Source organism: Actinomadura logoneensis (genome assembly GCF_003428695.1).
Classification (GTDB): domain Bacteria; phylum Actinomycetota; class Actinomycetes; order Streptosporangiales; family Streptosporangiaceae; genus Spirillospora; species Spirillospora logoneensis.
In genome coordinates this window covers 1-13,722 of record NZ_QURH01000304.1, presented here as the reverse complement: position 1 = coordinate 13,722, position 13,722 = coordinate 1, and the positions used below count along the sequence as shown (strand labels likewise).

Annotated in this window: 12 protein-coding genes; 9 read left to right on the top strand and 3 right to left on the bottom strand. The window is 74.4% G+C overall.

Annotation, left to right across the window (positions count from 1 at the left end; translation table 11 throughout):
• From DZF91_RS18665 to DZF91_RS18650, 4 genes are all read left to right on the top strand, one after another.
• A partial coding sequence (locus DZF91_RS18665; protein WP_147341211.1) for an AMP-binding enzyme occupies positions 1-721 on the top strand: 721 nt, incomplete at its 5' end.
• 117 nt (positions 722-838) lie between these two features.
• Positions 839-2,254 (top strand): purine-cytosine permease family protein, encoded by a 1,416-nt coding sequence (locus DZF91_RS18660; protein ID WP_117358735.1) that lies wholly within the window; start codon positions 839-841, stop codon positions 2,252-2,254.
• 11 nt (positions 2,255-2,265) lie between these two features.
• Entirely contained in the window at positions 2,266-3,543 is a 1,278-nt protein-coding gene (gene codA, locus DZF91_RS18655; protein WP_199486727.1) for a cytosine deaminase, read from the top strand.
• Between the two features lie 273 nt (positions 3,544-3,816).
• On the top strand, positions 3,817-5,160 hold the full coding sequence (locus tag DZF91_RS18650) for a PAS domain-containing protein (protein WP_235834394.1): 1,344 nt from the start codon (positions 3,817-3,819) through the stop codon (positions 5,158-5,160).
• Between the two features lie 34 nt (positions 5,161-5,194).
• On the opposite strand, the gene DZF91_RS18645 is transcribed toward DZF91_RS18650, so the two are convergent.
• Positions 5,195-5,800 carry a TetR/AcrR family transcriptional regulator gene (locus DZF91_RS18645; RefSeq protein ID WP_117358734.1) on the bottom strand — a complete coding sequence of 202 codons (606 nt, stop codon included), beginning with the start codon at positions 5,798-5,800 and terminating at the stop codon, positions 5,195-5,197.
• Positions 5,801-5,882: 82 nt separating this feature from the next.
• Between DZF91_RS18645 and DZF91_RS18640 the strand changes: the two genes are divergently transcribed.
• Positions 5,883-6,524, top strand: a complete 642-nt coding sequence (locus tag DZF91_RS18640) for an NAD(P)-dependent oxidoreductase (RefSeq protein ID WP_117358733.1) — start codon at positions 5,883-5,885, stop codon at positions 6,522-6,524.
• Between the two features lie 109 nt (positions 6,525-6,633).
• On the opposite strand, the gene DZF91_RS18635 is transcribed toward DZF91_RS18640, so the two are convergent.
• Positions 6,634-7,437, bottom strand: a complete 804-nt coding sequence (locus DZF91_RS18635; RefSeq protein ID WP_117358732.1) for a carbon-nitrogen hydrolase family protein — start codon at positions 7,435-7,437, stop codon at positions 6,634-6,636.
• Positions 7,438-8,067: 630 nt separating this feature from the next.
• Here DZF91_RS18635 and DZF91_RS18630 point away from each other — a divergent pair.
• Positions 8,068-8,706 carry a carbonic anhydrase gene (locus DZF91_RS18630; protein ID WP_117358731.1) on the top strand — a complete coding sequence of 213 codons (639 nt, stop codon included), beginning with the start codon at positions 8,068-8,070 and terminating at the stop codon, positions 8,704-8,706.
• Between the two features lie 72 nt (positions 8,707-8,778).
• Here the strand turns inward: DZF91_RS18630 and DZF91_RS18625 are convergent, their stop codons facing one another.
• Positions 8,779-10,203, bottom strand: a complete 1,425-nt coding sequence (locus DZF91_RS18625; RefSeq protein WP_117358730.1) for a carboxylesterase/lipase family protein — start codon at positions 10,201-10,203, stop codon at positions 8,779-8,781.
• Positions 10,204-10,335: 132 nt separating this feature from the next.
• On the opposite strand from DZF91_RS18625, the gene DZF91_RS18620 reads away from it, so the two are divergent.
• The 3 genes from DZF91_RS18620 to DZF91_RS18610 all read left to right on the top strand — a co-directional run bounded on the left by DZF91_RS18620 (position 10,336) and on the right by DZF91_RS18610 (position 13,580).
• Positions 10,336-11,283 (top strand): hypothetical protein, encoded by a 948-nt coding sequence (locus DZF91_RS18620; RefSeq protein ID WP_117358729.1) that lies wholly within the window; start codon positions 10,336-10,338, stop codon positions 11,281-11,283.
• A complete protein-coding gene (locus tag DZF91_RS18615; RefSeq protein ID WP_147341210.1) occupies positions 11,280-12,302 on the top strand; it encodes an alpha/beta fold hydrolase in 1,023 nt (340 codons plus the stop codon). The genes DZF91_RS18620 and DZF91_RS18615 overlap by 4 nt, the downstream gene beginning before the upstream one ends.
• Before the next feature lie 111 nt (positions 12,303-12,413).
• Positions 12,414-13,580 (top strand): pyridoxal phosphate-dependent aminotransferase, encoded by a 1,167-nt coding sequence (locus DZF91_RS18610; protein ID WP_199486726.1) that lies wholly within the window; start codon positions 12,414-12,416, stop codon positions 13,578-13,580.
• The last annotated feature ends 142 nt before the right edge of the window (positions 13,581-13,722 follow it).

The window sequence follows — 13,722 nt, the reverse complement described above, 5'->3', positions numbered from 1 at the left end:
CGCCCGCGACCGCGGGGCCGCCGCCGCGCTCCGCGGCGCGCGGCTGCTGGTGTCGGGCAGCGCGCCGCTGCCGGTCCCGGTCTTCGAGCGGCTGGCCGAGCTCACCGGCCACCGCCCGGTCGAGCGGTACGGGATGACCGAGACCCTGATCACGGTGAGCGCCCGCGCGGACGGCGACCGCGTCCCGGGCTCGGTCGGGTTCCCGCTGGCCGGCGTCCGCACCCGCCTGGCCGCCGAGGACGGCACGCCGGTGCCCGCCGACGGCGAGACGCCCGGCGCGCTGGAGGTGTCCGCGCCGACGCTCTTCGACGGGTACCTGGGCCGTCCGGACGCCACCGCCGCGTCCTTCACCCCGGACGGCTGGTTCCGCACCGGCGACATCGCTGTCCTCGACCCGGACGGACGGCACCGCATCGTCGGCCGCGCGTCCACCGACCTGATCAAGAGCGGCGGTTACCGGATCGGCGCGGGCGAGGTCGAGAACGCGCTGCTGGCCCATCCGGGCGTCCGCGAGGCCGCCGTCGTCGGCGTCCCGCACGAGGACCTGGGCGAGCAGGTCACCGCCTTCGTCGTCGCCGAGGACGGCGTCGCGGCCGAGGACCTGACCGGCTTCGTCGCGGACCGCCTCTCCGCGCACAAGCGGCCCCGCGTCGTCCACCTGGTGGAGTCCCTGCCGCGCAACGCGATGGGCAAGGTGGTGAAGACCCGCCTGCCCGGGTGACCGGCACCCGCCGGGCCGCCCGCCGTCTCGAACCCCGGGCCGGCCGCCGACCAGGGCAGACATTCCGGACGCGCCGGGATTTTCTACGCGCTCCGCCCGATAGGCTGAGGGCTCGAGATGACAAGCACGCACCCCGGCTCGGCCGCCGACCCCGCCCACTCGCTGGAGCCCGTCCCCGCCGACGCCCGCAGCTCGACCGCCCTCCACCAGTTCTGGATCTGGGCCGGCGCGAACATCGCCCCCATCAACTGGGTGCTCGGCGCCCTCGGCATCAAGCTCGGCCTGAGCCTCGCCGACACCATCACCGTGCTCGTCGCGGGCAACGTCCTCGGGATGGCGGTCTTCGGGCTGTTCGTCCTGATGGGGCAGCGGACCGGCGTCACCCAGATGGTGCTGGCCCGGTCGGCGTTCGGACGCCGCGGCGCCTACCTCCCGGCCGCGCTGCAGGGCGTGATGTCGGCGGGGTGGTGCGCGGTCAACACGTGGATCGTGCTGGACCTGGTGATGGCCCTGCTGGGCCAGCTCGGCGTGCACGGCGGCACCGCGCTCAAGGTCGTCGTGGTCCTGGTGATCATGGGCCTGCAGGTCGGGATCGCCGCGTCCGGGTTCCGGGCGATCGCCTCGTTCGAGAAGTGGACGGTCCCGATCACGCTGGTCGTGCTCGCCGCGATGACCGCCGTCGCCTGGACGAGGACCGGCGTGCACTGGAGCTTCCCCGGCGCGCACCTGGCCGGACGGGACCGCCTCTCGGCGATGACCACCGTCATGACCGCGATCGGCGTCGGCTGGGGCATCACCTGGTTCGCCTACGCGTCGGACTACTCCCGGTTCGTCCCGCAGTCGGTGTCCCGCCGGAAGCTGTACTGGTCGAGCGTGCTGGGGCAGTTCGTCCCGGTCGTGTGGCTCGGCGCGCTCGGCGCGTCCCTCGCCACCGTCAGCCAGACGACCGACCCCGGCAAGCTGATCGTCGACTCGTTCGGCGCGCTCGCGGTCCCGGTGCTGCTGCTGGTCGTGCACGGCCCGATCGCGACGAACATCCTCAACGTCTACTCGTGCTCGCTGTGCGCGCAGACCGTCGACTGGAACGTGTCGCGCCGCGCCGTCTCCTACGGCGTCGGGGTCTTCGCCGCCGCCTTCACGATCCTGCTGGTCTTCCAGGAGGACTTCGCGCACACCCTGGACGCCTGGCTCGCCGGGCTCGTCACCTGGGTCGTGCCGTGGGCCGCCGTCATGGCCGTCCACTTCTACGTCGTGAAGCGGCAGAAGGTGGACATCGACGCGCTCTACGACCCGCCCGGCGCGTCCCGCCTCGGCGACGTCCGCTGGGACGGCGTCGTGTCGTTCCTGCTCGGCGCCGTCGCCACCTGGTGCTTCCAGTACGGGGTGCCCAGCGCCCTGCAGGGCCCCGCCGCCGGCGCCCTCGGCGGCGTCGACCTGTCCTGGCTCGCGGGCGCGCTCGTCGCCGGCGGCCTCTACCTGCTGCTGTCCCGCCGCCGCGCCGCCGCGCTCGCGCCGGCCCGTCCGTCCCTCTGAGGAGTCCGCCGGTGAAGGTCATCCGCAACGTCCGCCTGGCCGGACGCGACGAGCTGCTCGACATCGAGGTGGACGGCGGCCGGTTCGGCCGGACCGTCCCCGCCGGGCAGGGCGCCGGGGACCTGCTCGCGGACGGCGCGGGCGGCCTCGCGTCCCCGCCCTTCGTGGAGCCGCACGTCCACCTGGACACCACGCTCACGGCGGGCGAGCCGCGCTGGAACGCGTCCGGCTCGCTGTGGGAGGGCATCGCCGTCTGGTCCGAGCGCAAGCGGACCCTGACCGGCCAGGACGTCGTCGACAGGGCCACCGAGGTGCTGCGCTGGTACGCGGCCAACGGCGTCCTGCACGTGCGCAGCCACGTGGACGTCACCGACCCCGGTCTGGTCGCGCTGGACGCCATGATCGAGGTGCGCGAGCGCGTCCGCGGCGTCGTGGACCTGCAGCTCGTCGCCTTCCCGCAGGAGGGGATCGTCTCCTTCGAGGACGGCCCGGAGCTGCTGGAGAAGGCCGCCGAGCGCGGCGTCGACGTCGTCGGCGCGATCCCGCACTTCGAGGACACCCGCGAGGACGGCGTCCGCTCGCTGGAGATCGCCTTCGACATCGCCCAGCGGCACGGCCTGCTGCTCGACGCGCACTGCGACGAGATCGACGACGAGCAGTCCCGGTTCGTCGAGGTGCTGGCGACCCTGGCCCGCCGCGGCGGCCTGCGCGACCGCGCCACCGCCTCGCACACCACGGCGATGGGCTCCTACAACGGCGCGTACTCCTACAAGCTGCAGCGGATCCTGGCGCGCAGCGGCATCAACCTGGTCAGCAACCCCATGGCCAACCTCTGCCTTCAGGGCCGCTTCGACGGCTACCCCAAGCGGCGCGGCCTCACCCAGGTCAAGGAGATGCTCGCCGCGGGCGTCAACGTCGCCTTCGGCCACGACGACGTCATGGACCCCTGGTACCCGCTCGGCACCGCCTCGTCCCTCCAGGTGGCCCTTGTCGGGATCGCCGCCGCCCAGCTCACCGGGACGGCAGAGATCGACGAGGCGTTCCGGATGGTCACCGACCGCGCGGCCCGCGTCCTGCACCTCGGCGACCGCTACGGCATCGCCGAGGGCCGTCCGGCGAGCCTGGTCGTCCTCCCGGCGGAGTCGCCCTACGACGCCATCCGCCGCCAGACCCGGCCCACCCACGTCATCTCCCACGGCCACCTGCTCGCCGAGACCCCCGCCACCCCGACCCGCCTCACCTGGCCCGGCGAGCCCGCCCGCGACGTGGACTTCACCCGGCCGAGCTGACCCGGCCGACCTGACCGGGCCGGGTCCGCGCCGTCCCCGAGGCGCGGGCGTCGGCAGAGTCGGCCGGAGGCAAGATCATTACGGGTACCCCGGTGACCGGTTTGTCCGCTTGGGTCGGTAGGTTCTCCGTGGAGCCCCGGGCGGCTCTCGGCAGATTTTGACGAACCCGAGGGTTCGCGGTCGCGCCGTCCGCCGCTCCCGGGCCCCGGCCGGTCGGTTCTCTCGCCGCGACGGCGGCTGTCGGTCAACGCCTGTGAATCGGAGAACAGCAAAGTGGAAGGCCACGCGTCGTCGATCCGTGACGACCGGGAGAAGACGATGGGCGTCGAGGAGCTGTTCTTCTCCACCACCGACCGGCGCGGGGTGATCCGCCAGGGCAACTCCGTCTTCGGCCGGATCTCCGGCTACGCGCAGGACGAGCTGGTCGGCGCGCCGCACAGCCTCGTCCGCCACCCCGACATGCCCGGCGGCGCGTTCCGCCTGGTCTGGGACCGGCTCGGCGCCGGACGGCCGGTCGGCGCGTACATGAAGAACCTCGCCCGCGACGGACGGCCCTACTGGGTCTTCGCGACGATGAGCCCCGTCCGCGACGGCCACCTCTCGGTGCGGATGGCCGCGCGGGCGCCGCTGTTCGACGTCGCGAAGCAGGTGTACGCGCAGGCCGCCGAGGCCGAGCGCGCCGTCCCGATGAGCCGCCGCGACGCCGCCGTGCACGGCATGGGGCACATCGAGGAGGCGCTGCGGCGGCAGGGCTACCCGTCCTACGACGCGTTCATGTTCGACGCGCTGCCCGCCGAGGTGTCCGCCCGCGGGCACGTCCTCGCGACCTCGTACGCCCGGCCCGGCGCGTCCGGCCCCATCGGGGAGGTGCTGTCGGGGGCGGGCGCGGTGGACGACCTGCTCGGCGACCTGGTCGGACGCCTGTCGGCGTACCACGGCCTGTGCGAACGGCTCGCCACGGCCTCCGCGAACGTGCTCGACATCGGCCACCGGATGAGCCTGTCGGTGGAGGCGGCGCAGCGGGCGTCGGAGTCGGTCGCCGCGTCCGCGCCCGTCCTGGCGAACGTGGCCCGCGTGATGAGCTCCCCGATGGGCAAGGCCCTCGCCGAGCTGGAGCGGATGCGGGCGCTGCTCGACCGGCTCCGCGCGGACGTGGCGGAACTCCGCTTCCGGATCTCGCTCGCCCGCCTCTACAACAAGATGGTCGCTGCGTTCGCCGCCGAGGTCGTCGACGGCGTGGCCCCGTCCGGGTCGCTCGGCGCGGTGCCGCTGCTGTGCGACGCGGCGCAGGCCGGCGCGCTGGACATGTCCGACCAGGTGCGGCGCGTGAACGACGGCCTGCGGGACGTCGCGGGCCTGGTCGGCGAGGCGCGGGACCTGCTGGAGGAGTTCCGCCGCTTCCTCGGCCAGTGGCGCAACCTCGTCCTGCGGCACCGGGCGGCGGCGTCCCTCGCGGGCATGCTCGACCCGATCGACGCGGAGATCACCGCGAGCTGGGACTGGATCGAGATGCTGCGCACCCTCGCCGACCGGTGCGAGGCGGCCGTCATCCCGTTCGACCTCCCGGCACTGGAGGGCCGCCTGACCCGCATGAAGCTGGCCCCCGTAGCCGCCTGACGCACGGGAGGCGGGCCGTGGCCCGCCTCAAGGCCTAGCCTCGGCCGCCTTCTGAGCCGCCTTCCGGGAGCAGGGAGGGGAGGAGGGGGCGGACGAGGCGGGCGGCGTCCTCCTCCGCCGGGTCGGGGCCTTCGGGGCCGGCGGTGAAGAAGAGCAGGAAGCCCTGCTGGAACGTGGCCCCGACCAGCAGGGCGGCGACGGCCGAGGTGTCGGCGTCCGCGCGGACGCGGCCGAGGTCCCGCTCGGCGTCCAGGTAGGCGGTCACGCGGTTGACCGGTTCCTGCGGGCCCGCGTCGTACTTGCCCAGCGACTCGCGGGTGGCGGCCAGGACGCGGGGCTGGACGAGCATCCCGGCCATCATGGGAAACGCCCTGCGGTAGAAGCGCAGGCCGCCGTGGACGGTGGCGACCAGGTTGCCGGTGACGGTGTCCTCGCCGGGCAGGAGCCGGTGCGTGAACGGCGGCATCCGCTCGCGCAGGACGCTCAGCATCAGCTCCTCCTTGTCGCGGAAGTGCTTGTACAGCAGTGCCTCGGAGCAGCCCGCCAGCCGCGCGATCTCCTTGGTGGTGGCCTCGGCGAGGCCACGGGTCCGCATGATCTCGGCGAGGGCGTCGAGCAGGCGCTCGCGGGCGGTCGTCATTCTCCGGGTCCCCCTTGACAGCTGAGTGGGTGTTTACTCACCCTAGTGGTGAGTGAGCGTTTACTAACCCACAGGGGGACGCATGAGGATCACCGTCTTCGGGGCGACCGGCGGCACCGGCACGGCCGTCTGCCGGGAGGCCGTCCGGCGCGGGCACGAGGTCACCGCGGTCGTCCGCGACGCCGCCCGCCTCCCCGGCGAGCTGCGCGACAAGGTCGACGTCGTGGTCGCGGACGTGATGGACCCGGCCGCGGTCGAGTCCGCGGTCGCGGGCCGCGACGCGGTCATGTCCTGCCTCGGTACCCGGACCGGCCGCGCCCCCACGACCGTCCACACGGACGGGGCGACGTCGATCATCACGGGCATGCGGGCCGCCGGGACCCGGCGGCTGCTGGTGGTCAGCGCCGCCGCTCCGTACCCGGACCCCGGCGACGACCTGCTCGGCCGCTACGTCGCCAAGCCGCTGGTCAGCCGCATCCTGGCCAACCCCATGAAGGACGTCGTGCGCGCCGACGGCGTGGTCGCGGGCGCGACCGGCATCGACTGGACGATCGTCCGCCCGCCCCGGCTCATGGACGGCCCGCCCCGCGGCGCCTACCGCCTGGGCCTCGACCGCACGCCGCCGCGGGCCCGGACCATCCGCCGCGCCGACCTGGCCGGCGCCATGCTCGACCTGGCGGACGACCCGAAGTCCGTCGGCCACGTCGCCTGGGTCGCGAACTGACCCCGGTGCCGGCGGCCCGGGCCGTCACCTGACCGCGGAGGTCGGCGGCCCGGGACGCAGGGGCCTCGTCAGCCGGCGGACGGCCCCGCGCGCGGAGGGGAGCCGTCCGTCAGAGGACGTCGCGGCGGCGGTGCGCGAGGGACGGGAGCCGCTCGCGCACCCGGGCGGTGAGGTCCGGGTCCAGGTCGAGGACGCGGACCGCCGGGAACGGGCCCAGGTCGGCCACGACGTTGCCCATCGGGTCGACGAGCTGGCTGCGGCCCACGCCGCCGGGCAGGCCGCGCGGCGGCGGGGTCCGGTCGGGGGCCTTGTCGACCGCGACGACCCAGGTGGTGTTCTCGATCGCCCGCGCGCGGACGAGGGTCGTCCAGTGCTCTTCCTTGAAGACGCCCTGGGCCCACGCGGCCGGGATGACGAGGATGTCCGCGCCCTGGTCCACCAGCGCGCGGGCCAGCTCGGGGAAGCGGACGTCGTAGCAGGTCACGAGGCCGAGGCGGTGTCCGGCCAGGTCGAGGACGACGGGCCGGTCCCCGGCGACGACCCGCTCGGACTCGCGGTCGCCGAACGCGTCGTAGAGGTGCAGCTTGCGGTACGAGCCGGCGATCCCGCCGTCGGACGAGATCCCGACGACCGTGTTGTGCACGCGGTCGGCGTCGGCGGGCTCGAAGACGCCGATGACGACGTTGACGCCGTGCTCCCGGGCGGCCTCGCGGACGGCCGTCACCCACGGGCCGTCCAGCGGCTCGGCCGCCTCGGCGAGATGGTTGCCGAACCGGACCTGCGCGGCCTCCGGGAGCACCGCGAGATCGCAGCCGCCCGGCGTCGCCGCCGCCTCGGCGATCGCCGCCAGGACGCGGTCCAGGTTCTCCTTGGGGTCGTCGCCGACCTCGATCTGACACAGAGCCACGCGCATGCCCTCATTCTGCCCGCTCGGCGTCCCGCTATGACAGGGCCCGCGAGCGCCGCGCCGTCCCCGGCCGGGCCCGCGAGCTGCACGGAGTCCGCCCGAGTCCACCCGACTCCGGCCGAGTCCACCCGCGTCCAGCCAAGTCCGCCCGCTCCGGCCGAGTCCACCCGCGTCCAGCCAAGTCCGCTGGAGTCCGTCGCGTCCGCCTGAGTAGGGCGGAAGCTCCCACGGCCGACCTTTTGCCGGTTTGCGGGATGGACCGGTCCGTGGCGGCGGTAGCTAACGGGAGTGAACGAGTTCTCACGCAGGCGCGTCCTGCGCTCCGGACTGGCCACCGGCGGTCTCGGCCTGGCCGCGCTGGTTCCGTGGCTGGGCGCGTGCGGCTCCAGCCGCTCGGCGGTCACCCTCGCGCAGACCGGCACGGCCACCAGACCAGGCACGACGACACCACCCGGCACGGCCACATCACCAGGCACGCCGACATCACCAGGCACGCCCACACCGACCACGGGCACACCGACCACGGGCACACCGACCACGGGCACACCGACCAACGGCACGCCGGCCGCGGGCACGCCGCCGACCGGGACACCGCCCGCCGGGACACCGGCGCCCGGAGGCCCGCCGACTCCCGGTATGCCGACCACCGGTTCTCCGACCGCCGAGAAGCTCACCCCGGCGCAGGCGTGGAGCAGGCTCGCGGAGGGGAACCGCACCTGGGCCGCGGGGAACCGCAAGTGCCCGGAGGAGAGCGTCCAGCGGCGGCAGGAGGCGGCTCCCACGCAGAACCCGTTCGCCGTGGTCGTGACCTGCATCGACTCGCGGCTGCCGCCGGAGACGGTGTTCGACCAGGGCGTCGGCGCCCTGTTCGTCGTCCGCACCGGGGCGCAGACCGTCGACGACCTGGTCACCGGCTCCATCGAGTACGGGCCGGTCGAGCACTCCACGCCGCTCATCGTGGTGATGGGCCACCAGCGGTGCGGCGCGGTCAAGGCGACCGTGGAGTCGCTCGAGAAGAACCATCCGCTGCCCAAGCACCTGAACTCCATCGTGGACTCGGTCAAGCCCGCCTACGAGCAGGCCCGGGCCAAGGGCGGCGACATCGTGGACCAGACCATCCGCTCCCAGACGCTGAGCACGGTCGCCAAGCTGGCCGCCGATCCGGCGCTGTCGCCGATGGTGGGCAAGGGCACCCTCGGGCTGGTGGCCGCCTACTACAGCCTCGACACCGGCCAGGTGTCGGTCCTCCAGACCATCGGCTTCAGACCGTCCTGACGCGACGTCGCGCGCGAAGAAGCGGAGGGAGGGCCACGGCGAGGAACCGCACCCCGCACACCGTCCCGCGGGTCAGGCGAGGTCCGTCCAGATCGGGAGGGACGGCGCGATCGGCAGGGGCACGTCCGAGATCCGGTCGTCCCAGACGCGGGTGATCCGTCCGGTGGACGCGTCGTACCGGCGCCATCCCGGGTCGCCCTCGGCGGCGAAGGACGTCCACGCCCCGCGGATCGCGTCGGACAGGGCCGGGAACCCGTCCGGCGTGGGTGAGCCCAGGTGGCGGAGGGCGAAGCGCGAGTCGGGGAGGCCGAACACGAACGGCACGTCGATCGAGTGCCGGTTGATGCCCGCCGGGTTGCGCCAGGCGAAGTCGAACACCCACGTCCGTCCGCCGGCCGCCGCGTGCGCCTCGGCGGTGCGGAGGGTCGGCATCCGGAACATCGCGTCGGACAGCAGCGCCACGCTCAGATCGACGTCACCGAGCTGCGGATACGCCGCCCGGTAGCGCTCGGCGCCGGACACGCCGACCCGGGTCGCGGCCCCGGCCGTCTCGGGGGTCAGCTCCGGCGGCACCGGGGACGGCAGGAACGCGCGCGCCTCCTCGTGGACGAACCCGCAGACCAGCTCGACGTCGGCGGCGTCCGCGATCCGCGCCCACGGCGGGCCGGTGACCAGGTCGCCGTCGATGACCGGCGCGTACGCCGTCACCGGACGCGTCACCGGATCGACCGGCGCGTCCTGGGCGGCGACCAGGGCCTCCGGCGGCAGCGCCGCGAACCCCTCCCACGTCGGCTCGACCCCGGCCGCCGCCGCGACGGTCCCGGTGATCCCGGACGCCTCGGCGACGTCGTGGTACCCGTCCGGGACGCTGTGCGCGATCGCCCGCCGGAACAGTCCGCGGGCCTCGGGCGCGCCCGCCAGCAGCACGATCGACGCCGCCCCGGCGGACTGCCCGAACGCCGTGACGCGGTCCGGGTCGCCGCCGAACGCCGCGATGTTCCGCCGCACCCACTCCAGCGCGGCGATCTGGTCGCGCAGGCCCCGGTTGTCCGGGACGCCGGGCAGGTGCCCGAACCCCTCGAACCCCGTCCGGTAGTCGAACGTCACGACGACCACGCCCGCCCGCGCGAGGCGCGCCGCGTCGTAGTGCGGCATCGGGCTCGCGCCGATCCGCCACGCGCCGCCGTAGAACCAGACCATCACCGGCAGGCCGCCGCCGCCGAGGTCGGGCGTCCAGACGTTGACGTTGAGGCAGTCCATGCCGTCCTCGGGACGCCAGATCGGCGGGGTGCCCGGCGCGGCAGGCGGCTGCGGCGGGGCGGCGCCGAAGCGGGTCGCGTCGCGGACGCCGTCCCACGCCTCGGCCGGGGCGGGCGGACGGAGCCGCAGCGGACCCTCGGGGGCCGCCGCGTACGGGACGCCCCGGAAGGTCGCCAGGCCGTCGGACTCGGTTCCGCGGACCGCGCCGAGGTCGGTCCGCGCCAGCACGTCGGTCACGCGTCCCGACGGTACCCGGTCCGCCGTCCGCCGCCGCCGCGCGGTGACCGCTTCATGACAATTCCCCCGGTTCGCCCGGCCGGGACGAAGACCGCCGATACGCTGACCCGGTTTCCGCTCCGGGAGGACGACATGCCGCGCCGTACCGCGACCCTGGCAGCCATCGGCACCCTGGCGGTGGCCGCCGCGCTGACCCCGTCCGCCCCGGCCCTGGCCGCTCCGGTCCCCGCCCCGAAGCCCGCCGCGAGGGCCGCTCGGTCGGCGGCGCTTCCGGTGGTCGGCCCGTGGAAGGCGACCCGTTCGTACCTGGTCAGCAGCGTCTTCCAGAACCAGGGCCTCGCCACGGTCCGCGCGCTCGGCGGCTCCCACCTCTGGTACACCGGCAACGTCGTCGCGCCGGACGCCCAGCTCAAGGGCTGGAACCACGTCGGCGACCCGGACTTCTCGCACGGCTACGTCGTCGAGCCCTACCAGTCGGGCGCGGCGAACCCGACGTCCAAGATGTTCCGCGTGTACGACGCCGCGCACGGGTTCCGGTCGTCGGACTTCGTGCACCGGCTCGTGCCGGGCGAGGCGATGAACAACTCGTTCGCCGCCGTCAGCCCGGACGGCCGGTGGCTCGTCTCCGGCGAGTGGGAGACGCAGCGGCGCCTTCTCATCACTCCGATGCCCAGGGTGAACAGGGCCGCCGCCGACCCCGCCCGGGACCTTCCCCTCACCGGGCGCGTCGTCCTCGACAGGGCCGTCCGCGACGTCCAGGGGTGCGACTTCACCACCGCGACCCGGCTGCTCTGCTCGTCCGACGACGCCGAGGGGATCGTGGACGGCGTCGTCCGGCCGCTGCTCCAGATCGACCTCGCCCACGCGCCCGACGGCCGGGACGTCGCCGGACGCGTCACCGCCCTCGGCCCGCTCCCGACGGAGAGCGCCTGCAAGCCGGACGCGCAGCACCGCTTCGAGACGGAGGGCATCGACTACGACGCGGCGACGGGCGTGCTGCGCGTCGAGGTCGTCCAGCCCGGCCTCTGCATCCCGCTGACGACCGTGTGGGAGTTCGATGGCCGTACCGTGGACGGGTGACCGACCGACTCCCCGAAACCGTGCCGGAGCCGACGCGGCCGCCGACGCCGCCGACGCCGCACAGGCCCGCCCCCCGGACGAGAGCGCGCCGCTGGTCGCGCCGGACGCTGCTGGTGCTGGTGGTCCTGTGGGGCCTGGTCACCGCCGCGTCGATGGTGGTCGTCCGGACGACGCAGGAGCGCGCCGCCGTCCCGGCCGGGCTGTCGTACGTGCAGGCCGGGGACGTACGCACGCGGTACCGCGAGTGGGGGAGCGGCGGCAGCCCGGTCGTCCTCGTGCACGGCGCGTTCGAGTCGGCCGACGCGTGGACGCCGACCGCCGAGGTCCTCGGCCGCACCCGTCACGTGTACGCGCTCGACCTCACCGGCAACGGCTACAGCCAGCGCAAGTCGCCCTACGACGCCCGGCACATGGCCGAGCAGGTGAACGCGTTCATCGCCGCGATGCGCCTGGTCAAGCCGGTCATCGTCGGGCATTCCAGTGGTGCGGCGGTCGTCGCGGAGGCGGCGCTGCGGCGTCCGGACGCGATCGGCGGCCTCATGCTGCTGGACGGCGACGCCCTGCTCACCGGCGCGGGGGAGAAGAGCCCGCTCCCGTACTTGATCATCGACCCGTACCGGACGGCCGTCCTGCGCCTCGCGATCCGCTCCGACTGGCTCGTCCGCACCGCGTACGCGCGGGCGTGCGGGCCGCGCTGCCCCCGCCTGGACGCCCGCGGCGTGGACCAGTGGCGGCGTCCGTTCATGGTCCCCGGCGCGGAGAAGGCCGTCTGGGAGATGTTCCGGAACGGCGTCGTCGGCATCCCGACCGCGCGGCTGGAGCAGGTGCGCGCCCTGTCCATGCCGAAATCGGTGGTCTTCGGCGCGGACGACTTCGTGTTCAGCCGGTCCACGCCCGCCGAGACCGCCGCCCGCATCGGCGCGCCGCCGCCCACGCTCATCCCGCGCGCCCAGCACATGGTGTTCGTCTCCGACCCCGGCCCGGTCGCCGCCGCCATCGACGCCCTGGCCCGCCGCTGACGGCAGGTCCGGCCCGCCGCCGACACGGCGAAGCGCCGTCCCGCCGCTGACGCGGGGCCTGGCCGCTGCTCCCGTCAGGGGCGGACGGCCGCGCCGGGTTAGAGTGCCGGGATGAGCGAGCGACTGGTGAGCCGGATGCGCGGGTTCGGCGAGACGATCTTCGCGGAGATGTCGGCGCTGGCGGTCCGGACCGGCGCGATCAACCTCGGCCAGGGCTTCCCGGACGAGTCGGGCCCCGCCGCGATGCTGCGGCACGCCGCCGACGCGATCCTCGCCGGGGACAACCAGTACCCGCCCGGCCCCGGCGTCCCCGAGCTGCGCGCGGCGGTCGCCGAGCAGCGCCGGGCGCGGTACGGCCTGGAGTACGACCCGGCGACCGAGGTGTTCGTGACCGTCGGCGCGACCGAGGGCATCGCCGCCGCGCTGCTCGGCCTGGCCGAGCCCGGCGACGAGGTGGTCGTCTTCGAGCCGTACTACGACTCCTACGCGGCGATGGTCGCGATGGCCGGGGCGGTCCGCCGGACGGTCACGCTCCGCCCCGAGCACGGCCGGTTCACCTTCGACCCGGACGAGCTGCGCGCCGCCGTCACCCCGCGCACCAGGCTGATCATGGTGAACTCGCCGCACAACCCGACCGGGACGGTGTTCACCCGCGCCGAGCTGGAGTCGATCGCGGCCGTCTGCCGCGAGCACGACCTCGTCGCGATCACCGACGAGGTGTACGAGTACCTGACCTTCGACGAAGCCGAGCACATCAGCCTCGCCACCCTGCCCGGGATGCGCGAGCGCACCGTCGTGGTCGCGTCCACCGGAAAGACGTTCTCGGTGACCGGCTGGAAGACGGGCTGGGTGTGCGCGCCCGCGCCGTTCGTCGACGCCGTCCGGACGGTCGCGCAGTTCGTCACGTTCACCGCGAGCGCGCCCTACCAGCGGGCGACCGCGTACGCGCTGCGCGAGGAGACCGCGTGGGTGGAGAACCTGCGCAAGTCGCTGCAGGCCAAGCGCGACCGGCTGATCAGCGGCCTGGACGCGGCCGGGTTCGCCACCCTCCGCCCGCAGGGCACCTACTTCGTGCAGGCCGACATCCGCCCGCTGGGCTTCACCGACGGCCTCGAACTCGCCCGCGCGCTGCCCGAGCGGGCGGGGGTCGTCGCGATCCCGACGCAGGTGTTCTACGACTACCCCGAGGCCGGGGCGCACTTCGTCCGGTTCGCGTTCTGCAAGCGCGAGGACGTCATCGACCAGGCCGTGGAACGCCTCCACGCCCTCGCCCGCTGACCTCAGCCTCGCCCGCTGACCCCAGACTCGCTCACTGACCTCGGACTGTCTCGCCCGCTGACCTCGGACTGTCTCGCCCGCTGACCTCGGACGGTCTCGCCTGCTGACCTCGGACGGCCCCGCGCGCCCGGTGCGGCGCGCG